This window comes from Agrobacterium sp. Ap1, assembly GCF_017313375.1.
GTDB classification, from domain to species: Bacteria; Pseudomonadota; Alphaproteobacteria; order Rhizobiales; family Rhizobiaceae; genus Neorhizobium; species Neorhizobium cellulosilyticum.
In genome coordinates this window covers 1-19,774 of record NZ_JAFLMY010000041.1, presented here as the reverse complement: position 1 = coordinate 19,774, position 19,774 = coordinate 1, and the positions used below count along the sequence as shown (strand labels likewise).

Sequence of the window (19,774 nt, the reverse complement as noted above, 5' to 3'; positions counted from 1 at the left end):
CGGTCCGAATTTCCGCCCCCATCGGCGGATCGTTTCATACGAAACGACGACGCCGCGCTCCAGCAGCAATTCCTCGATCAGGCGCAGGCTCAGCGGGAACCGAAAGTACAACCAGACTGCATGGGCGATGTTCTGCTGCGGGAAACGGTGGCGCTTGTAGCTGATGGCTGAATTCTTCATCCCACCATCTCTACGCCCCACTCACTGACAGCAGGTTTATGTGACAACACCAAGCAAGTTGCCCTGCCGCATCATCTGTCATCATTTGAATATCTTCCAAGCGGTTTCATTGGCGCGAGGTAGCGCTTATGAGATGGGATGCATACTGCGACGCGACAGGGCGATCGTCAGCCATATTGCCGAGACCAGAAAATAGAATGCACCCACGCCAGCGTAGCCTGCGACCGTGGGAATAGAAGGCTCATTCGGCATTTGCGCTTGAAAGATGAAGAGTGCACCGGCCACAGAGGATTGGCCACCGCTCAAAATCATCGCCCACTGACCTCCACTCGTTCTCCAACGCCGCACGGCAGTTCCAAGCTGCAACAGTCCTGAAAAAATCGCCCATAGACCGAAAGCGCCGAGAACCCAGTTCATGTTCATTGTCAACGCCAGGATCACGGCTATCGTCATAACCGAGCTCGCTGCGACGTTGATCGCTTGGCTCCGGTTGGCGGCAAATCCACCACTCCTGGCCGCGTCAACGACGTTGGCCGCGGCATCCCACGCCGGATAGATGATCAGCAACGCGGCGGCCACTGCAAACGACTGCCGCCCGACAGTGAGCGCAGCCGCAACCCACATCACTGAGAAGGCCGCTCTGACGAAATAATACTGCTTGAGCCACTGGTCGTTGTCGCGTGTGGCGCGGAAGGTCTGAGTTGTCGACATTGTTTTCTTCCACTTTCTGAATTGGTATATGGGAGGTCCGCGCGAGCCTTGTCAGACGAAGCCAACATGCTTGCCAAATGGGGTGTTCTCGTCCCAATCATTTCGGCCGATACGATCGCTTTCACCGGAGAGTTTTACGGCGTTCTGTGAGCTGTCGTGAGAGGGAACCTTTGCCCTGTCACGCTGGTCGCTCTCCAAGCGCATGCGTTTCTCGAATGCCTCGCTGATCGCCTCCTGCCGCTTTGCGACCCATCGACCGTCGGGATCGGAGAGGATCGAATTGGTTTGGCCGATGTCGACCTGGCGAGACGAAGCTGTCGCAGAAATCGGCATGACTTCCTGAACCTTGCGTCTGCTCATGAACTGTCCTCCTGCTGCTTTTCTCAGGGCCCTAGATCCCGGCGTACCATTCGTAGCCGCGGTCTTCCCAATAACCGCCGTTCCCGCCCCACAAGCCGGCGAAGCTGTCGACCAGTTCTATGCGCATGATGTACTTGGCCTGTTTGTAGCCCAGCTGCCGCTCGACCCTCAGGCGCAAGGGGGCACCGTGGCCGACGCTGAGGTCTTGGCCATTCATCTCGTAGGCGAGGATGGTTTGCGGATGAACCGCGTCGATGAGATCGATGCTCTCGTAGTATCGGCCGCTTCCATCCAGCGTCTTTTCAAGTTCATCGGCACAATGAAGCACGACATACCGCGCCGTTGGCTTGAGCCCGGCTAAACGGAGCAGGCTGGCAAGCGGCACACCTGTCCATTTGCCGATGGCGCTCCAGCCCTCGACGCAGTCGTGGCGTGTGATCTGGGTGCGGGAGGGAAGTGTCTTCAGATCGGCGAGCGAAAATGCCTGCGGCCGATCGACAAGACCGTCGATCTTCAATCGCCAATTCGCAAACTTCCCTTCCAGCAATTCCGCATATTCATCGCTGTCCGGGGCGCTCGTTCCGTTGACGCGGAAGGACGGAGAAATGTCCTTTTCGTCAAACTCGCGCGCCAGTGCATCGCTTCCCTGAAGCAGTCTCTGCGCTTTCATGGTCAGTTGCTCGGCTGAGCGAAGGACATTGGCAACGTCTGCGTTCTGGTCCAACAGGTCGCAGCCCGAAAGGGTAAGGGCGCTGGCTCCAAGCGTGCCGCCGATGAGAAGGCGGCGTCGGGTGAAAAGCTTGCTCATGATTGCGGGCCTTTCTCCTGGATCGCATAGCGTCCGGTGATCATCGAGCGGATGTTGTTCCAGGTCCCGGACAGGACCACCATTGCCACGTGCACGATGACGAAGATGACAAGCGCCGACGCTGTGATGAAATGGATCGTGCGCGCGGACTGGCGTCCGCCGAAAATATCGACAAGGGACGGCAGAGCGGCATCGACGCCCGGTGACATGGTCAGGCCCGTCAAGACCATCATAGGCAGGAGAACGACAATGACCGCCAGATAGGTGAGCTTTTGAAGTGCATTGTAATGCCTTGCCTTCTCCCCTTCGGGGAAGCGGAGACGAGCGTGGTCGAGGACCTCGCGGCCGAGATGGCGAGGCGATAGTTCGTGCACCTTTGGTGCCAGGTCTCGCCTGAAATGTCCGCTCAGCACGCTGAAGCCGAGATAGACAACGCCGTTGATCACAAACAGCCAGGCGAAGAAGAAATGCCAGCGACGTCCGGCCGCAAGATCCTGGAATGAAGGGATGGTTGCCCAAGAGGGAAAAGCGCGTGAGACTTGTTCGCCTTCAACATTCGACACACCGAGGACGCCTGTGGTGGGTAGTTTCAGGCCTGCAATGCGAACAAAACCGCGCGGTTGGTCGCCTTCGTCATCGGCGCCAATCGTCAAGACGGCAGGATCACCGTCGGCGCCATAATGTCCCCAGTATAGTTCGGGGTGGGCGTTGAAGATCTGCAGCCCGCTCAGAAGAAGGAAGGTAAGGCAGAGCATGTTCAGCCAGTGCGTGAGCCGGGTCACGACGGAGTGGCGGCGGATAACGATCGTCCGAGGATATTGAACATTGTCATTGGAAGCGTCTGCGCTCATCTCAGCGTCTTTCAACTGTGCATTTAACGGCTGCATTCCAAGCAGCGCCGATCTGTAGTAGCTGGCCGAAGCAGTAAGGCGGCTGCTCCGGCCAGTGACGGCGTGGTCTTCACATGGGGGGAATCACGCCATTCTTGCCGACGACGACCTGATGGGCGATGGGGCCGGTTGCAGCCTTTTCGGCAGTGACGAAGACAACGGCACCCGGTACGAGATCATCCTTGGTGGCCGCAGCAATGGTCACGACCGGTGTCCCATCCGGAATGGCGATCTTCTTTTCCTTGCCATGATAGGTCACGGTGACAGTCCGGCCATCGACGCCTTTAACGGCATCCGCGACCGTCGCATTGGTCATGCTGCTGTCGGGCTTCAGATCCCAACCGTAGCTCCCCTCGCCCGTGCCTTTCATTGCCGGCGGGAAAATGAGGACCTCAAGCGCACCATCGCCGCCGTCGGCCTTTGGCAATGATGCGATACCCACAAAATCGCCCGGCTTGATGTCGGTGACCTTTGCGTTGGCAACGCTGGCGACTTTCCAGTCGTCGGCAAGGGCGACGTCGACGGTCTCACCTTCGCGGGTCTTCACTTTGAGCGTTGACGCCTGGTAGTCGACGATGCTGCCGCGGACATGGATCGGCGCGGCTTTCTTATCCTCGGCAGATGCGGGCGCCGAAAGGACAGTTATAGAAAGGATGCTGGTCAGCCCGAGAGCCAAGGCCGGGAAAGCATTTCTCATTTTTATCTTCCTACTAGTTGGTAGTTTCGATGGACGCGTATGACCCGAGTAGCCTTGCCACGCAGGATTAGTGAGAGACTGTCGGCGTGAGACGATTGAGGGCAGGTTCGAGTATCATTGAGAACACTTCCGGCTTCCCATTGGCTCTCGCCGAAAGCATTGCCCCGTATACGGTTGCCAGAAATGTTTCGGCTTCAACATGCGGCGCACTGGTAAGACTCAGTTCGCCCTGCTTGGAACCGCGTTCCATGACCGAAGCCAGCCACGAGGAGATGAAGCGAAAAAAGTTCGTCACCTCCGTTGCGACTTCCGTGGGGAGGGAAGGCAGCTCACTGGCAAGCATAGCACAGACACAGTAGGGTCTGCTGGCATCCTCAATGCATGCAGCCCAGTGGTTTGCATAAGCCTTGAGGATGTCCAGAGCATTCGGAACCTTCTGCTCAAGGACTGCCACGCTTGCGTGGCCATCCTCTCGATAACGCTTGACCAGCTCACGCACCAGATCGACCTTGCTAGGAAAATGATGATGAATGCTTGCCTTGCGGATACCAACAATCTCCGAGATATCAGCGTAGCTGAAGCCATTGTAGCCGCCGCTTATCAGAAGGTTTCGGGTGGACGCCAGAATGTCGTCGGAGGTGGTCGAAAGATTGCTCATGTAGCCTGTCTACCTTCTAGTAGGCAGATCGTCAACAACAAATTTTGGGTTTGCGTCAGCCGTCCGTGGAGACGGTCACGAGGCGGTGGCATTCTGCGTGAAGTCATGCTCGGCCGACAGATTTTGACCGATGCCGTTCGGATCGCGCGACGTCGGCCTTTGCCTCAAGGACTCACTGGAAGCGGGTTATCGACGATGCTGCGATTGAAGGCTTCGAAAAAGCCATGTTCCTTCGCGCCCGGATTGTCACGCAAGGGCCTGATGGCATCGACGATCACTTCGGGGGTGTCTGTGGCGAGTGCAACCAGCGTCTGCTCGACAAAATCGGGCAACGGCATGGCGCGCGGGTCACCGCTTTTATAGATCAGATCGGTGTCCACCCATGGCGGGGCGATTTCCTGCACGCGCACTGTGGTGTCGCGCAGTTGAAAGCGCTGCGACAGAGCAAAGGAATGAAGCGCCGCCTTGGTCGCCGAATAGATCGCGTTACCGGCGATCGGAACGAAGGCAAGCACGCTGGTGGTGTACAACACAGTTGCGTCGGGTTTCGTCTTCAGATGTTCGATCAGGGCAGAGGTCACACGGATGGGTCCAAGCAGGTTGGTGGCGATCAGGTCCTGCATGACGGCGTCGTCAACCGGTCCGGAGACATCGTCAAAGGGCATGAAGCCGGCATTGTTGAACACCACGTTGAGATCGGGATGGTTTTCGATCAGTTGCCGCGCGGCGGACTGGATGCTGTCGAGGCTCGACACATCGAGCGTGATCGCCGCCATGCCGGGGTTGGCTGAGGTCACTTCGTCGAGCAACGGGGTGCGCCGCCCGGAGACGATCACCTTGTTGCCGAGGCGATGGAGAGCTTCCGCAAGGCCCCGCCCGATACCGCTCGTGCCGCCGGTGATGAAGATGGTGTTGCCAGTCAGTTTCATGGGATCAGTCTCTCATTCTGGAGAGGGTTCGAACGTGTTCAGGCTGCTGTGGTGAAGCGTGGAGCCGGCCGGGTGGCGGAAAGCTGCGGGCCGAGGGCGAGACGTGCCGCCTCATAGGCGGACCATAGCTCGATATCCTGGAGCGCGGGGATGGTGTCGGTCTCGCCCTGATCGAGCCCTGTAAGCGCTGCATCGACCATGTCTTCGGCCTGCATAACGATTTCGGTGGGAAGATGCTCGACCGGCAGGCCACCGAGAGCCCAGAAATCGGTCCGTGTCGCGCCGGGCAGCACGGCCTGGGCGCGGATGCCGCGGTCCGCAAGTTCGTGGTTGAGAGAAGTGGTAAACGCCTGAACGAAAGCCTTTGTCCCTCCATAGACGCCGTTGAGCAATTCGGGCGCGACCGCAACAATCGAGGCGATATTGATCACCGTGCCGCCGCCGCGCGCTACGAAACCGGGCACTGCCGCATAGGTCAAGCGCATCAAGGCGGTCACGTTGAGGCGCACCATAGCTTCCATGCGGTCGACATCACTTTCCATCAGCGTCGTGTGGGTGCCGATACCAGCATTGTTGACCAGCGCCGTGATGCTGGCATCAGAGCGCAGCACATTCTCGACGCGGGCAAGATCGGCCGCGTCGGCCAGATCGGCTGCAAGCACTCCGACCGCACGGTTCGTCTTGTCCGAGATCGCCGAGGCAAGCGTCTGAAGCTTGTCCCTGTTGCGGGCAACGAGGATCAGGTCGTAGCCGCGCGCGGCAAGACGGTCAGCATAGATCGCGCCGATGCCGGTGGAGGCGCCGGTGATGAGTGCAGTTCCCCTGGTGGTCATGGGTCTGTTCCTTGTTTGTGGAGAAAGCGCCATCGCTTTCGACAAGGACGTTATGGAGCAACTGACATTTGTCCGAAATGACATATAAACTACGTTTTTCAGACATAAAACTTGGAGGGTTGAATGCCTCACGTTTCCATGGTGCTGACGCCGGGCTTCCAGTTTCTCGCACTCGGCGTGCCGCGGCCCAGAGGCCCTGGACGAGGCAGCAGCCGAAATTGGTTGTCAGGCCGCTGTTGTAACCGACGTGCCCTCGTCCAGCGATGTGGTGGTTCTCACAGTGCCGTTCGCGGCTGCGTTCGCAGCTTGCACAGCAGTTCCTTCATGGCAAGATCGTCATCGATACGAACAACTACTACCCGGATCGGGATGGCACTATCAATGCGCTCGACCGACGCCAGACGACAATGTCGCAAATGATCGCAAGCCATTTCCAAGGGGCGACGATCATCAAGGCGTCAACGCCATTCTGGAGAAAGACCTTCTCGGTCCTGGTGGACTTCCAATCAGAGCCAAGTGTGCCTTGCCGATTGCGGGTGACGATGCCGCCGCCAAGGTCATTGTGGCCATCCTATCCGACTCAACATGAAGCATGTCACCACGATCGAGCGATAACGTGCCTGCCATTGAGCGCCGAGAACTCGATGACTCATCGGCAAATTTCTACGTATTTCCCAGGACGAAGTCGAAGACTGGTTCAGGCTGTGCCTTGGTCGTCGTCCGCGATGCCGGCATAGCCTCAGCTGTCGCTTCGGCGAGATCAGCAAGTTGCCGAGGCGATATGCCTATGGCGCTCGAGAAATGGCCATGCGGCGCCGGGGTGAGGTTTCGCAACAGCGCGCTGGCGCGTCCAGCATGACGCATCGCTGGCGTCCGTTTGCCCTCCCGGATCTTTATCCCGGCTGCGGATAGCAAGATTAATCCCTTCAGGAAGGCCCGCAACTGGCTTCCTCTCTCTGCAGCCTGCCAAAGTCCCTCCCACGCCTCGTGAGCTTCCCAATAGTACCCATGATTGAAGAGGTCCTGGCCCCAGGCGAATTCCTCAGAATCGAGAGACGCACGAACTAAAACCGGCGGGACACCGTAGCTGTGTCCTCCAGGATCACGGACTGGATGTGGACCCTCACCGGGCAAGTAGGCGTAGCGGGGGAATGATCTATTTGGAAGTAACCGAAGACGTCCCATAGCCCTAAGTCCTTTGCAAAACCTTGAGACAGCATGCTCTTAGCTTGCTGGATGGACAACCGCCCCCGCGTAACCTGGCCTGAGAGCAAAGGCATGAGCCGCCTTGAACAGATACGAACCGCCGACCCCTCATATTCGTGCGGTTTAAGCGACTGAAATCGTTCCATATTGGCTGAAACGGTTCGATCATCGGCTTCGACGCCAATCTGATCTTACTTGGCAGGCAATGCAGTGGTGGAAACGCCAGCAGACGGGCACTTAAGGCAACGCGCGGGACGATTGGAACCCGTCACCAGATGGCACAACGCGGTGCCGCTTGTTGTTATCCGGGGCCCGTGGACTCCAGGTGGCCATGGTTCGGTCCGCCAATTCTAAATTTTTGGCTTTGTTTCTGAGCAACGTCAACCATCCGCGTCAGTGAATAGACGAAGAAGTGACGGAGTTTACGCGCGTGGCAACCATACCGACATATGTCCCTACCAGGATGGTCGCGATGTCTTCAATTGATCTATGCCCATCGCCGTAGAGCTGGATGGCAGCCCTGCATAGGATTGATGACGCATTGAGCTCTGGTTTTTCTTGGTAAAACCGATACCAGGCCTGCACCGCCGCAAATGCGGTCCGGAAAGAGTGTTTCGTTTGCTGCTCGCCCATCGTATCCTCCACACATACACATAGGGCTTTGCTGAATGCCGGCAACTTAGTCCGTAGATCTCATGGCGCACAAATAATAACCGCGCGTGATAAACCTCCCGAGAAGGTTGACGCATATTAGAGATCCGTAATATCTTGGCGTGAAGGGAGTACCCTCGGCTTTAGCCGCTTCCTCTCGAACAGGAAGGCCCCGGTTGCGACCGGGGCCTTCTCAAATCGCTGTGCATCGCTCAACTCCGCCGATCGATGTCAAGTGCGACTGCTTGGTTGCGATGAGCCGGATCTAATTCGAAGAAAGGGCTGTCGTATGGAGCGCGGATTTAAGGTAGCGGGCTGCCAGCAGGTTGCCCCTCTCCTGCGCTAAAGATAGGGCTGCGTCGCAAAAAGCCTGAAACGGCTCCGAACTACCAAAAACAATCGCGGCTTTTTTTTCGACGACTATGCCGCAAAAAAACGACGCCAAACCCTGATCGTTTCTCAAACAGCATCCGGTAAGTATCACATTTCGTGGGATCCCGTCTGGGTATGTCATGTACTCGAGACAGCATCGCTCTCCCGTTTTGATGGCTTGATAGAAGCCTTCGGCGACCCGCGGCTGATCGTGCTCTCCCATACCGCAAATCAGATCCTCGACTGCCACCCCTGCCGCCAAGTCCTCCACCGTCGTCCCGTGTAGTGCCGCAAACAAGCTATCCCCATGAAACAGGTTGCCCGCAACGAACCAGGTAAAAAAACCGATCTCCGGAATCACGAGCTTAACGGGGTCTTTAGCAGGTAAATCCCGCGGAGCATCCTGCAGGAGCTTTCGACTTAGACTTATAGTCTCTCTCACATCAGATAATAGGCCAGCGATTTCCGACGTGAGGACCTTTGTTCGCTCCATCTGCTCCATCGATTATCATCTCCTCGCCCCATTGTAGGTTTCGCTAATATAGCATAAACATAATACAACCAATGGGTATTGAACATCGCTATTTATCAACCGTAATAATCAGCATATTCTCACACCAGATCGTCGGGGACCCGCTAAATGTCAGAGCTCAAGTTTGATGCCGTCCAGGCCGCGGCGCTGCTTGCGCTTCTTGCGAATCCTAGCCGCCTCAAAGTGCTCGACTTCATAACCAAAACCGAGTGGAGTGTTTTAGAATTAGCAGATGCCGTGGGGATCAGCCAGTCTGCGTTGTCACAGCATCTGGCAAAATTCAGGAACGCCAGGGTGGTAAACGTGCGCAGAGACGCACAAAATGTTTATTACTCCTGCTCCTCGCAAGACGTTTTGAAAGTGATGGAAACACTGAAAGACATCAGCAATAATCCCGTGAATAGCAAGACGGTCGCCTAGCTTCAATCACGCCCCAGCTTATACTGCCAATGGGCTTGCTCGCCATCGTTGCGCGGTGCAGCGGTCAACAATGGCAGAGGCGATATGACGGACCCCATAGAGACCAGTTCGGACACCAGAGACAACTTCGTACCAGTATGTGCCATCGGCGCATCCGCCGGAGGTGTTGCGGCCCTCCAGGCAATGTTCAGACTGATCCCGCACGACCTCGGCCTGGCCTACGTCGTCATTCTCCATCTGTCACCCGACGAGCCAAGTTCGCTGCGGGAGATTCTATCGGTCTGTACCCGCATGCCGGTTTACCAGATCGATGACACGCCAACTTTGATGGCGAATTGCGTCTACGTCATACCGCCAGACCGCGAGCTCGTAATCGACGGGGACAGCATTGCTGCCCGACCATTTACCGAGCCCAGAGGCAAACGGGCGCCGATCGATATGTTTTTTCGATCAGTGGCTGTTGCGCGCAGCGACGGCGTCGCGATTGTACTGACGGGCGCCGGCTCAGACGGCTCACTCGGCGTCACGGCCGTCAAAGAAGCTGGCGGCGTTATCCTGGTGCAGGATCCGGCCGAGGCGGGTTTTCCATCAATGCCGCAGAGTGCCATTGCGACCGGGGCAGCCGATTTCGTGGCACCACTCGCACGTCTAGTAGAGCATCTCACCGAGGTAGCAGGCAGCAAAGAAGCTGTTCGGTCACTTGATGCGAAGGGATCAGCCGGCGACCTCCGGCGGATTATCGCATTGTTGCGCACTCGGGTAGGCCATGATTTCTCCGCTTACAAGCGCGCTACGGTGATGCGGCGCGTCATCCGCCGGATGCAGGTGAGCCGAAGCAAGACGCTTGCGGAGTATGCCGACTACCTCATTGCTACCCCTGATGAGTCGAAAAGCCTGTTCTCGGACCTGCTGATATCGGTCACGATGTTTTTTAGAGATGAGCACGCTTTTGCAGCCTTGGCGCGGCAAGTGATAACGCCCCTGGTAAGTGGGCACGATGCAGCCAATGACGAGAGCTTACGCGTATGGGTCGTCGGTTGTGCAACGGGCGAGGAAGCCTACAGCGTCGCGATCCTAATTCATGAGGAAATGGCAAGGCAAAACCTGAATATACCTCTGCAGATCTTTGCCACCGACCTGGACGATGCCGCTTTGGGCGTGGCCCGAGAAGGGCGGTACCCGAGGGCGATCGAAGCCGATGTGTCACAGGAGAGGCTTGCAAAGTTTTTCGTTGATGAGGGGACCCACTTTCGTGTTCGGAAAGAGCTTCGTGAAACGGTCCTTTTCGCAAAGCACAGCATCCTCAAAGAGCCGCCGTTCATGCGGCTCGATTTGATCACATGCCGCAATTTGCTGATCTATCTTGAACGCGGCCTGCAATCCCAAATCTGCTCGCTATTCAGCTATAGCCTACGAACCGGGCGATACTTGTTTTTAGGCTCGGCGGAAACAGTCGATGCAGCAGCTGATCTATTCGCGCCCATCGACCGCCAGGCGCGGATATATTGCGCCCGTGCAAATGGGCCCCAATTGCTCCCGATCCTCCCACAGTTTGCTGCATCGGACCAACTGGCAGATTTCACTCGACCCATTGCGCTCGTCAGCGACCGGGGAGCAATGCCTGCAGCCCTTCATCTCGCATCACTGGAACAGCACGCGCCGGCAAGCGCACTCGTCGATGATAGCGAAAATATCCTGCACCTCTCGCCAACGGCCGGCCGCTTCCTTCTCCATTCCGCGGGACCGGTCTCTCGCTCGCTGACGGTAGTTGTTAGACCGGAGTTGCGCCTGGACCTTGGCATCGCACTCACCCAGGCCCTCCAAACGGGAGAGCCATCGATGACGTTTCCAATGGTTGTCGGCTTTGATCATGGGAAAAGGCGCGTTGCTTTACAAGTGACCCCACTCGCGGGGAAAGATGGTAGGGCCCGACAAGCACTGGTGTTCTTCTTGGATGGCGGCGCTGTGACCGAAAGCGACGAGCCTGATCAATCTGATGGACGGCCTGATGAAGTTCGTCGTCTCTACGCGGAGCTGAAAGCGTCGCAGGAAGCTCTGATCATGAGCCGAAATGGGCACGAGGCTCTCGTCCAGGAACTGCGCGCGGCCAACGAAGAGCTTCAATCGATGAACGAGGAATATCGGTCCACGGCAGAGGAGCTCGAGACTTCGAAGGAGGAACTACAGTCCATCAACGAGGAACTGCATACCGTAAATGCAGAGTTAAAAAACAAGCTCGATAGCATTTCGGCTGCGCATAGCGACCTTCAGAACCTTTCATCCGCGACTGAGATCGGCACCCTCTTTCTTGACCCGGAACTCCGGATTAAGATGTTTACATCTCCGGTGGCGGAGCTCTTCAATATTACCCGACACGACATTGGTCGGGCTATCACGGATTTCACGCACCACCTCGACTACGACGATATCGACGTCGACGCGCGCAGGGTCTTGAAAGACTTAGTGCCAATTGAACGCGAAGTTACCAGTCGCCGTGGCAAGCAATTTACGATGCGACTTAGGCCGTATAGGACCGTGGAAGATCGGATTGATGGTACCGTTGTCACGTTCGTTGATGTATCAGACCGGGCCCACGCGGAAGCAGCCTTGCGGCAGAGTGAGGATCGCTTCCGACAGTTTGGTGAGGCGTCGCAGGACATACTTTGGATCCGAGACGCCGAGACCTTTCAATGGTCGTACCTTACGCCGGCGTTCGAAGAGATTTTCGGACTTGATCGCGAAGCTGCGCTACGCCGTGACAACGTGCTTGGCTGGCTCGAACTAATCGTGGAAGACGATCGTCAAGCCGCTGCAGAAAACCTGAAGCGAGTTGCAGATGGAGAACGTGTGACCTTCGACTATCGTGTAGAGCGACCGAAAGATGGCACAATCCGCTCGATACGCAACACCGATTTTCCCATCAAGGATGTAAACGGTAAAATTGTGCACATAGGCGGCATTGCTCAAGATATTACAGCGGTGAAGGGCGCCGAAGAGGCACTTGCAGCTGCGCAATCACGTCAACGCGCCTTCCTTGAAGGCATACCGCAAATCGTATGGAGGGCCACACAGAGCGGGCATGTTTCGTGGTCAGGTCCGCAGTGGATGAACTACACGGGACAAAATGAAGCTGAAAGCTTCGGGATGGGCTGGCTGGATGCCGTTCACCCTGACGATCGTGACGCGGCGCATAACGCTTGGGCGGACGCGATGCAGATGGGTGGATTCGAGATTGAGTATCGTATTCGGGAAGCTCGAACAGACACCTACCGGTGGTTCCACACGCGGGCCACACCCGTCCGCGATGACCGCGGTGAAATATTGGAATGGCTCGGTACTTCAACAGATATCGAAGACACAAAAATTCTTCAAACGCAGCAGAAAAATCTGGTGGCCGAGCTCCAAGTGCGCAGCGGAAATCTTATTTCTGAGGTCCAAAAACTTGCGGATACGACCCTCCAGGACAGCAATAGCCTTGACGATTTTGGTCGTCTGTTCTTCGAGCGGCTGAATACACTGGCGCAAGAGGGATAGTTTTCGCGGGTGATCGAGCGTGGACGGTTCCCTTCCTGCGTGACGATCACAACACAGCGCCGGCCTGCTACGGACTCTTGATGCGGTTAGCCTGGCGACCCGCGGACGTTGCATTTATCAGTCACTGGCGTCATCTTCGGCAGACTTCAACTTATACGCACTTCTCAACCTTAGAAGTGTGTCGTGAACTCTCTCCCGCCTTACGGAAAAGTCCGCCGGCGGTTCGCTACGAGCACCGCGGATGCGCTTTATCAGCTCGAGCAATCTTTCGAGAGCTCCACTCGAAGTCATAGCGAACCTCTTTCTCGAAGGGGGGAGCCGGTGGTCGGCTCATAAGCCGACCACCATTTGATCTGGCGCCTGATGCTAACCAGCTTCAGGGCACTTGGCCTTATCCTGCTCGCTGCAATTTGAGGCGTGAAACGCCAGCCGCGATATTGAGACCTGTGCCTGCCTCTCCACTCAACGGCTGCAAGGCGAAATTCTTGGCGTTACCGCCAACCAGAGCGTTGGCGCCGAAACCCAACCCAACAGAAGCGCTGGCGGACGCACCGACATAGGTTCCAGCCAACACACCCTCGCCCACTCGGGTCGGCGCCGTATTGACAACGATCCAACTCATGTAGCGCTTGCCTGTGACACCAACATCCAGACCGAGCTTTCCGATCGTGCCCGTATACCGTTCTGATTTTCCCGTTCTCTGCTTGAAGGTACAGGTGACAGCTCGGTTCGAGCCTATGAGAAGGCCAACGCCACCAGCGACCTCACATGACAGGGTCCCCAGGCGCTCCTTCGGTTGCTCTGCCACCTGGTTTTTCACCGGATGATGCCGCGGTGCCGCGTAAGCGATACCAACCGAGGCGAGAGAGGCAATAAGCCCAAGTGTTATGATCTTGATCATTTCTTTTCCTTCCAAATGATCCGGGGTTCTCAGTTCACGGGACCGCCAGCGCACTCTGAACAGGGCGAGACAGATTTGACGCTCACCAGGCAGGAGATCGGAATGGCGGTGAATTCGTGGACGACGTCGAGCAGCTTCTGGCGATCCCGCTCTGTCGGCACTGTGCCGTTGATCGAGATCGTGTGGCTTTCTAGGGATACGGCAAGGTCAGCGATATTCAATCCAGGTTGATAGGCCAGGATAGCCCTAAGTGCGGCTACCATCGACTGATCAGCGACAAGCATCGTAGCTCTCTGCTCAGGTGCGGAAATAAACATCGGCATGTCCTCCGCTCGAAGTTAGCGAAGCTTGCCTTTTACGATGTCTTTGGCTTTGCCAGCGGCGGCCTGAACTTTTCCGGCCGCCTTATCAGCCTTGCCTTCCGCCTCTAGCGAGGCATTGCCCGTGAGCTTGCCGGCTGCTTCCTTGAGGTGACCCTTCAGTTCCTTTGCCGAACCTTCGATGCGGTTTTTATCCATAGTGTTTTCTCCTTCCAAGCCGCGCTAGCCGCGGCGACAGTCAGGAAGGTAGGTCAGTTGAGGGCAAGCTCGCAGAGAGAAAAGTACTAGTTAAGCTGGTACGACTTGACCTATTTTGATGTCGGGTAGCCGGAATTTCCCGAAAAGCCTCGGTCTCTTGCCCAAGCGACCGCTGCAGTTCTTCGATTAACGCCGATTTTGGCATAGAGCGAGGAGACATGGTTTCGGATGGTATTTTTGGACAGGTTCACCCGGCCGGCCACCTCCGTGTCGCTCATCCCTTCGCATATCAATGCGAGGATCTGTCGCTCCCGTTCTGTCAGATCCAAGAGCCTCGTGTCCGACACCTTTCCTTTCGACTTTTGTCGGATTGCGGCAAGGCGCTCGACAATCGATCTGCCAAACCAGGACGTGTCAGCCATCACCGCGCCGATTGCTTCAACGAGTTCATCCTCCGTGCGCTTGCGTTCCGTAACATCCTGGAAAGACCAGATCACGGTCTGCTGGTCGTTCATCTCGACCCTCTCGGCTGATACGAGACAGTCTGCGAACCCATCACCCTTGATCGAAATTCGAGCCTCGACGTTCTGGACCGGCTCATTGTCTCGCAGCAAACGCTCCAGCGCCCGTCGCTCGACCACATCGGCAAAGAGATGAACGTCGCTCGGCGCCTTACCGAGCAACTCGGTCTCGCTTAAACCTATCAAGTGCAGAAAGGCCGCATTGGCTTCGATAAAGGCAAAATCCTCAAGCCTCGTGATAGCCGAGGCGGACGGCGACAGCCGGAATGATTTAGAGAACCTCTCTTCGCTTTGGCGCAGAGCGTTCTGAGCCCGCCGGCGTGCGTCGAGATCGGCGAAGGTAAATAACATGCACGGCTCTTCCTCGACAGCAATTGGCTCTCCCGCCACCATAACCATCCGGTCTCCACCACCTGGCAAAGGAACGAGTGCCTCCCTGTGACGGATCACACGCCCCTCCCCCAGTTTGCTGAGCGCCTCTTCGCCTGTCTCGCAGTCAGAGAATAGTCCTAAGGCTTCGACCGTCTTTCCAATGACATCTTCCTTCGTGTAGCCGGTCATCTCGATGAAACCCTGATTGACGCGGATGAAGCAGTGATCATCGAGGCGACAGATTAGCCCAGGTGCGGGATTGGCGTTGAAGGATCGCTCGAACCGTTCCTCTGCCTCGAACAACGGTGTTTCATCTCGCAGGATCAGGGCCAGCAGCGCAGGCTGACCGTCTGCGCCGCCGATGACCAAGCCGCATGCAGCGTGTACCCATTTTGAATCGGAATCGTTCGTTGGCGAGACTTCTACCGTCACGCTGTCGAAACTTTCACCCGCCGCAAGACGCTCCAGTGGATACTGGCCCTGATCAAGCAAATGATTGTTTCTGTAGCGCAGGCTGAACCGTCGTCTGTATTTGGCGACCGAGCCGCCAAGCTCTTCGATGGCCTGGATACGGTGCATCGAGAGCGCGGACGTATTTGCCCAACTGATCGTGCCGTCTGCTTCGATAACAATGATGCCATCGGTTAGACTGGATACGAGTTCCCTAAGCACGTTACGGGTAGCATCAAGTTGGGGAGGATTCGCTGACACAGGTGCTCCAAGAATGAGGGAAGATCCTGCGTTGTTACCTAGGTTGGTCCCGACGAAAACAAGAGTGCCCTTCGATTTGTAAGTGGCAAAAGATGATGACAAAAATACTACAAATGATCACGTTTTAACCCTGTGGAACCAAACGATCTACTTACCGTTTCTGGCCACCGCGATCCAGCGGCCTTGGAGGAAAACGATGACAGAACCGCATCTCTCCACGCTTGGCGTGGCTTACGACAGACGTGCCCTGATTGATGCAGAGCTACACAAAGTTTCTTGGGGCGCTATTTTTGCCGGAGTGGTGCTCGCGCTTGTCGTCCAATTTCTCCTGAACCTCCTTGGCGCCGGTATAGGTGCTACGGTGATCGATCCAGCGACCGGAGACAATCCAACCGCGACCGCGTTCTCACTCAGCACAGCTGGCTGGTTCATCGCAAGCGGCGTTATCGCTGCATTCATCGGCGGCTTTGTTGCAAGTCGTCTCTCGGGTAAAGCCACTCGATCGACAGGCGCTCTGCACGGCCTGACGACGTGGGCGGTGACGACTCTGCTCATTGTCTATCTACTCACGACATCTGTAGGCGCACTCGTTGGCGGTGCATTCTCCGGTATCGGCGGGATCCTCTCCGGCGCAGGCTCGACTGTCGCAACGGCTGCCACGACCGCTGCCCCTTCCCTGTCCACCGCGACCGATCCTTTAGGAACGATCGAGCAGAACATTCGTCAGGCAAGCGGCGGCAATGACCCGGCGGCCCTGCGCGACACGGCTATCGCCGCAGTCCGCGCCGCTCTGACAGGTGATCAGGCAAAGGCTGATGAAGCGCGAAACCGCGCAGCGGATGCGTTGGCGCGTGCACAAAATATCTCAGTCGACCAGGCCCGTCAGCAGGTCGCCCAGTATGAGGAGCAATACAAGCAGTCTGCTGCGGAGGCAAAGCGCCAGGCGACCGAAGCGGCCCAGACTGCCGCTAAGGCACTTTCGGTCGGTGCAATCACAGCGACTCTCGCATTGGTCGTCGGCGCCATAGCAGCATGGCTTGGTGGTGCTGCCGGTACAGTGAGCCACCGACGTCATGAGGACGATTAAGTTGCTGTAATCTTGAGTCGGCCTCGGGGATCGCTCGCTCTAGCAATCCCTACGACCATCCTCTCAGTGGTACCGCTGCTGAAACGCCCCCTTCTCCCCCTACTGCGAAATGCTTGCCGCCGGAGTATCCATGGCCGAAATCGTGTTGCCCAATGAAGCCGAAGTGGCCGGTGCCTTGACGCCCGAGCAAGCTGAACAAGCAAAACGCGCCTATTTGTTGAAGCGGTTTTGGACCAGTGCCCGAGGGCACTGGGGTCGCGATGGCGACAAGCTGGCGTGGTTTTGTTCGATCGCGCTGCTTGCTCTGATTGGCATTAACGTCACGTTCCAGTACGGCATCAACGTATGGAACCGTGGCCTTTTCGATGCGATCGAGGAACGGAACGCACAGCAAGTCTACTCGCTCGCCGCTCTCTTCCCACCACTCGTGTTGGGAAGTGTGTGGCTCGTTACCAGCCAAGTTTACGTGCGAATGCTGATGCAGCGACGTTGGCGTTCATGGCTGACGAAATCACTTATTGCCCGGTGGCTCACCAACGGCCGCTATTACCAGCTCAACCTCATTGGCGGCGACCATCAGAACCCGGAAGCCCGGATCTCGGAAGATATGCGGATCGCAACCGAATCCCCCGTCGATTTCACAGCGGGTGTCATCTCCGCATTCGTGTCTGCTTCGACCTTCATCGTCGTCTTGTGGTCTATCGGCGGCGCCCTGACGCTCCCCATGTTTGGCTCTTACGTGACCATTCCCGGCTTCCTGGTCGTCGCCGCGGTCGTGTACGCGATCATCACGTCCACCTCGATTGCCCTTATCGGGCGAAATTTTGTCAAAGTATCGGAGCAGAAAAACCAGGTCGAAGCAGAATTCCGATATACGCTCACGCGTGTTCGTGAAAATGGCGAGAGCATTGCCCTTCTCGGTGGAGAGGAGGAGGAACGCAATGATCTGGACAGGACCTTTGCAAATGTGCGCGAGCAGTGGCGGCAGCTTGCGCGTCAATATATGCGCACGACACTCGTCTCCCACAGTTCGATGCTCATTGCCCCGGTCGTGCCCGTTCTTCTGTGCGCGCCAAAATTTCTCGATGGAGGCATGTCGCTTGGTCAGGTCATGCAGGCGGCATCAGCATTTACGATCGTTCAGGGTGCTTTCGGATGGTTGGTCGACAATTATCCGCGTCTCGCCGACTGGAACGCCTGCGCGCGACGCGTCGCATCTTTGATGGTGTCCCTCGACGGCTTGGAGCAGGCTGAACAGAGCGAGACCGTGGGCAGGATCAAACGCGGCGAAACGCAAGGTGAAACGATGCTTAGCCTCAATGAGGTGTCCGTTTCGCTCGGAGACGGCACAGCTGTCGTCAAGGAGACCGAGGTCCAGATAGAACCTGGCGAACGGGTTCTGGTCGCGGGGGAATCCGGTTCGGGCAAAAGTACACTTGTTCGCGCAATCGCCGGCCTATGGCCCTGGGGGGACGGCAGCGTCGACTTCCGCCCTGATATGGAATTGTTCATGCTGCCGCAAAAGCCCTACATCCCGTCCGGAACCTTACGTCGCGCCGTGGCCTATCCTAAGTCTGCAGACAGCTGGACTGCGGATGAAATCCATTCAGCTTTGGATAAGGTCGGACTTGGCCACCTTGGTGAAAAGATCGAGGACGAGGCCCCCTGGGATCACACACTTTCAGGTGGAGAGAAGCAGAGGCTTGCATTTGCTCGTCTTCTCCTGAACAGCCCCGATATCATCGTCCTCGATGAAGCTACGTCCGCTCTGGATGACAAAACCCAGGACAATATCATGCAGATGATGATCGACGAACTTCCGGACGCAACCATACTCAGCGTGGCCCACCGGGTTGAACTTGAGGCTTTTCACAGGCGCAAAATAACGCTGGAAAAATGCGAAGGCGAGGCAAGGCTCGTCAGCGATGTTGATCTGGCCCCATTCGCTCGCAAGCGCCATGTTCTATCGAACCTGTTGGCACGCCAAGGCCGTAAACGATAGTACTCCGAGTCTGCGGCGTTACTTAATTGGCCCGGCCCTGGGAGATGTTTCCGGATGGACGGCCGAAGCCTCGTCTTCCTCGATCAAACATCTTTATCGCCAATTTGGTAAACTACGACGGGAACCGATATCATCGCAGAAAGTTTCGAGCGTACGATACCGTACAAAGTAACCGATGAGCGTGACCGCTATGCCAAAAGCCGAGGCCATTCTTGTCGTAGAGGACGAACCTGTCCTGAGGTTCCTGCTGGTCGAGTAGGTCACGCTGCTGTGACGGACAGGACGCAGACGCTCATCACACCAATCGCGAACGCAACTGACATGACTGCCAAAATTAGCCTTCGGTAGCTTGTCACGGGCGTTGGCGGCTGTTCGGGTTCGGGTGATTGTCGGCTCGCAAGATATGGCATGAGGTCTCCTTCGTTAGGGAAACCGATCGCGGCTCAGCTTTGTTCCCAAAGGGTCTAATGTCCCTGCCACTATCGTAAGAGGGGTCACGGCAGGGACACCGTTACGACCTGCCCAAGGGAAAGGGACAGGCATGGAACTAACAAGAGCCAGTTCTCGGAGTTCCGGGGCGGGAAAAAGAGAACCCCGCTGCGGTATCGGGGAAGAAGGGCGCAGCGGGGGTGAGGATAGACGATCTGGAGGGGACAAAACAGATCGATAGCCAAAGAACGGCGGCTGTATTGATTGGTTCCACACAAGCAAAATGGGTCCGGAAGCCGAAGCCGCCGAACCCATGAACGCGCAGGAGAAACGCGTCTTCGCGCCATATCTGGAAAAAGCTCAGAAAGCCGTGGATGTTGGTTTCCACGCAGAACTGATGGAGTGGATGCCCCCTCCCGACGGCATCGCGATGTGCCAAAGTGATGTTTGCA

Annotated in this window: 19 protein-coding genes and 1 pseudogene; 4 read left to right on the top strand and 16 right to left on the bottom strand. The window is 56.8% G+C overall.

Going from position 1 to position 19,774, the window contains the following annotated elements; genetic code table 11:
* The 12 genes and pseudogenes from JZX87_RS30025 to JZX87_RS29970 all read right to left on the bottom strand — a co-directional run.
* Positions 1–180, bottom strand: a pseudogene (locus JZX87_RS30025) (IS6 family transposase); the annotation flags it as partial.
* A 126-nt stretch (positions 181–306) separates the two neighbouring features.
* Positions 307–891 carry a DUF308 domain-containing protein gene (locus tag JZX87_RS30020; RefSeq protein ID WP_206829504.1) on the bottom strand — a complete coding sequence of 195 codons (585 nt, stop codon included), beginning with the start codon at positions 889–891 and terminating at the stop codon, positions 307–309.
* A 51-nt stretch (positions 892–942) separates the two neighbouring features.
* Positions 943–1,251, bottom strand: a complete 309-nt coding sequence (locus JZX87_RS30015) for a hypothetical protein (RefSeq protein WP_286195194.1) — start codon at positions 1,249–1,251, stop codon at positions 943–945.
* Between the two features lie 31 nt (positions 1,252–1,282).
* A complete protein-coding gene (locus JZX87_RS30010) occupies positions 1,283–2,059 on the bottom strand; it encodes a molybdopterin-binding protein (protein ID WP_206829503.1) in 777 nt (258 codons plus the stop codon).
* Complete coding sequence (locus tag JZX87_RS30005; protein ID WP_206829502.1) at positions 2,056–2,910, bottom strand: cytochrome b/b6 domain-containing protein; 855 nt, start codon at positions 2,908–2,910, stop codon at positions 2,056–2,058. The genes JZX87_RS30010 and JZX87_RS30005 overlap by 4 nt, the downstream gene beginning before the upstream one ends.
* 109 nt (positions 2,911–3,019) lie before the next feature.
* Positions 3,020–3,646 carry a hypothetical protein gene (locus JZX87_RS30000; protein ID WP_206829501.1) on the bottom strand — a complete coding sequence of 209 codons (627 nt, stop codon included), beginning with the start codon at positions 3,644–3,646 and terminating at the stop codon, positions 3,020–3,022.
* A gap of 67 nt (positions 3,647–3,713) precedes the next feature.
* Positions 3,714–4,304, bottom strand: coding sequence for a TetR/AcrR family transcriptional regulator (locus tag JZX87_RS29995; protein WP_206829500.1), 591 nt, complete (start codon positions 4,302–4,304; stop codon positions 3,714–3,716).
* A 164-nt stretch (positions 4,305–4,468) separates the two neighbouring features.
* A complete protein-coding gene (locus JZX87_RS29990) occupies positions 4,469–5,233 on the bottom strand; it encodes an SDR family oxidoreductase (RefSeq protein WP_206829499.1) in 765 nt (254 codons plus the stop codon).
* A gap of 38 nt (positions 5,234–5,271) precedes the next feature.
* On the bottom strand, positions 5,272–6,066 hold the full coding sequence (locus JZX87_RS29985) for an SDR family NAD(P)-dependent oxidoreductase (RefSeq protein WP_206829498.1): 795 nt from the start codon (positions 6,064–6,066) through the stop codon (positions 5,272–5,274).
* Between the two features lie 663 nt (positions 6,067–6,729).
* The gene (locus JZX87_RS29980) at positions 6,730–7,251 is read right to left on the bottom strand and encodes a DUF309 domain-containing protein (protein ID WP_206829497.1); all 522 of its coding nucleotides are present in this window, start codon (positions 7,249–7,251) and stop codon (positions 6,730–6,732) included.
* Between the two features lie 414 nt (positions 7,252–7,665).
* The gene (locus JZX87_RS29975) at positions 7,666–7,905 is read right to left on the bottom strand and encodes a hypothetical protein (RefSeq protein ID WP_206829496.1); all 240 of its coding nucleotides are present in this window, start codon (positions 7,903–7,905) and stop codon (positions 7,666–7,668) included.
* A 283-nt stretch (positions 7,906–8,188) separates the two neighbouring features.
* Complete coding sequence (locus JZX87_RS29970) at positions 8,189–8,797, bottom strand: hypothetical protein (protein ID WP_206829495.1); 609 nt, start codon at positions 8,795–8,797, stop codon at positions 8,189–8,191.
* Between the two features lie 138 nt (positions 8,798–8,935).
* On the opposite strand from JZX87_RS29970, the gene JZX87_RS29965 reads away from it, so the two are divergent.
* Positions 8,936–9,247 carry an ArsR/SmtB family transcription factor gene (locus JZX87_RS29965; RefSeq protein WP_206829494.1) on the top strand — a complete coding sequence of 104 codons (312 nt, stop codon included), beginning with the start codon at positions 8,936–8,938 and terminating at the stop codon, positions 9,245–9,247.
* 84 nt (positions 9,248–9,331) lie between these two features.
* Positions 9,332–12,781, top strand: a complete 3,450-nt coding sequence (locus JZX87_RS29960) for a chemotaxis protein CheB (RefSeq protein WP_206829493.1) — start codon at positions 9,332–9,334, stop codon at positions 12,779–12,781.
* A 391-nt stretch (positions 12,782–13,172) separates the two neighbouring features.
* On the opposite strand, the gene JZX87_RS29955 is transcribed toward JZX87_RS29960, so the two are convergent.
* The 4 genes from JZX87_RS29955 to JZX87_RS29940 all read right to left on the bottom strand — a co-directional run bounded on the left by JZX87_RS29955 (position 13,173) and on the right by JZX87_RS29940 (position 15,804).
* A complete protein-coding gene (locus JZX87_RS29955; RefSeq protein ID WP_206829492.1) occupies positions 13,173–13,682 on the bottom strand; it encodes a DUF992 domain-containing protein in 510 nt (169 codons plus the stop codon).
* A 29-nt stretch (positions 13,683–13,711) separates the two neighbouring features.
* Entirely contained in the window at positions 13,712–13,999 is a 288-nt protein-coding gene (locus JZX87_RS29950) for a BON domain-containing protein (protein WP_206829491.1), read from the bottom strand.
* 21 nt (positions 14,000–14,020) lie between these two features.
* Positions 14,021–14,200, bottom strand: a complete 180-nt coding sequence (locus JZX87_RS29945) for a CsbD family protein (protein ID WP_206829490.1) — start codon at positions 14,198–14,200, stop codon at positions 14,021–14,023.
* A gap of 110 nt (positions 14,201–14,310) precedes the next feature.
* The gene (locus JZX87_RS29940; RefSeq protein ID WP_206829506.1) at positions 14,311–15,804 is read right to left on the bottom strand and encodes a PAS domain S-box protein; all 1,494 of its coding nucleotides are present in this window, start codon (positions 15,802–15,804) and stop codon (positions 14,311–14,313) included.
* Between the two features lie 196 nt (positions 15,805–16,000).
* Between JZX87_RS29940 and JZX87_RS29935 the strand changes: the two genes are divergently transcribed.
* Both JZX87_RS29935 and JZX87_RS29930 read left to right on the top strand, forming a co-directional pair.
* The gene (locus JZX87_RS29935; RefSeq protein ID WP_206829489.1) at positions 16,001–16,891 is read left to right on the top strand and encodes a YrzE family protein; all 891 of its coding nucleotides are present in this window, start codon (positions 16,001–16,003) and stop codon (positions 16,889–16,891) included.
* A 130-nt stretch (positions 16,892–17,021) separates the two neighbouring features.
* Positions 17,022–18,893, top strand: a complete 1,872-nt coding sequence (locus JZX87_RS29930; RefSeq protein WP_206829488.1) for an ABC transporter ATP-binding protein/permease — start codon at positions 17,022–17,024, stop codon at positions 18,891–18,893.
* Positions 18,894–19,774 lie beyond the last annotated feature (881 nt).

Excerpts from the sequence above, each read along its gene's own strand:
- JZX87_RS30020 (WP_206829504.1), bottom strand. The coding sequence starts at position 891 with ATGTCGACAACTCAGACCTTCCGCGCCACACGCGACAACGACCAGTGG.
- JZX87_RS30015 (WP_286195194.1), bottom strand. The coding sequence starts at position 1,251 with ATGAGCAGACGCAAGGTTCAGGAAGTCATGCCGATTTCTGCGACAGCT.
- JZX87_RS30010 (WP_206829503.1), bottom strand. The coding sequence starts at position 2,059 with ATGAGCAAGCTTTTCACCCGACGCCGCCTTCTCATCGGCGGCACGCTT.
- JZX87_RS30005 (WP_206829502.1), bottom strand. The coding sequence starts at position 2,910 with ATGAGCGCAGACGCTTCCAATGACAATGTTCAATATCCTCGGACGATC.
- JZX87_RS30000 (WP_206829501.1), bottom strand. The coding sequence starts at position 3,646 with ATGAGAAATGCTTTCCCGGCCTTGGCTCTCGGGCTGACCAGCATCCTT.
- JZX87_RS29995 (WP_206829500.1), bottom strand. The coding sequence starts at position 4,304 with ATGAGCAATCTTTCGACCACCTCCGACGACATTCTGGCGTCCACCCGA.
- JZX87_RS29990 (WP_206829499.1), bottom strand. The coding sequence starts at position 5,233 with ATGAAACTGACTGGCAACACCATCTTCATCACCGGCGGCACGAGCGGT.
- JZX87_RS29985 (WP_206829498.1), bottom strand. The coding sequence starts at position 6,066 with ATGACCACCAGGGGAACTGCACTCATCACCGGCGCCTCCACCGGCATC.
- JZX87_RS29980 (WP_206829497.1), bottom strand. The coding sequence starts at position 7,251 with ATGGGACGTCTTCGGTTACTTCCAAATAGATCATTCCCCCGCTACGCC.
- JZX87_RS29975 (WP_206829496.1), bottom strand. The coding sequence starts at position 7,905 with ATGGGCGAGCAGCAAACGAAACACTCTTTCCGGACCGCATTTGCGGCG.
- JZX87_RS29970 (WP_206829495.1), bottom strand. The coding sequence starts at position 8,797 with ATGGAGCAGATGGAGCGAACAAAGGTCCTCACGTCGGAAATCGCTGGC.
- JZX87_RS29965 (WP_206829494.1), top strand. The coding sequence starts at position 8,936 with ATGTCAGAGCTCAAGTTTGATGCCGTCCAGGCCGCGGCGCTGCTTGCG.
- JZX87_RS29960 (WP_206829493.1), top strand. The coding sequence starts at position 9,332 with ATGACGGACCCCATAGAGACCAGTTCGGACACCAGAGACAACTTCGTA.
- JZX87_RS29955 (WP_206829492.1), bottom strand. The coding sequence starts at position 13,682 with ATGATCAAGATCATAACACTTGGGCTTATTGCCTCTCTCGCCTCGGTT.
- JZX87_RS29950 (WP_206829491.1), bottom strand. The coding sequence starts at position 13,999 with ATGTTTATTTCCGCACCTGAGCAGAGAGCTACGATGCTTGTCGCTGAT.
- JZX87_RS29945 (WP_206829490.1), bottom strand. The coding sequence starts at position 14,200 with ATGGATAAAAACCGCATCGAAGGTTCGGCAAAGGAACTGAAGGGTCAC.
- JZX87_RS29935 (WP_206829489.1), top strand. The coding sequence starts at position 16,001 with ATGACAGAACCGCATCTCTCCACGCTTGGCGTGGCTTACGACAGACGT.
- JZX87_RS29930 (WP_206829488.1), top strand. The coding sequence starts at position 17,022 with ATGGCCGAAATCGTGTTGCCCAATGAAGCCGAAGTGGCCGGTGCCTTG.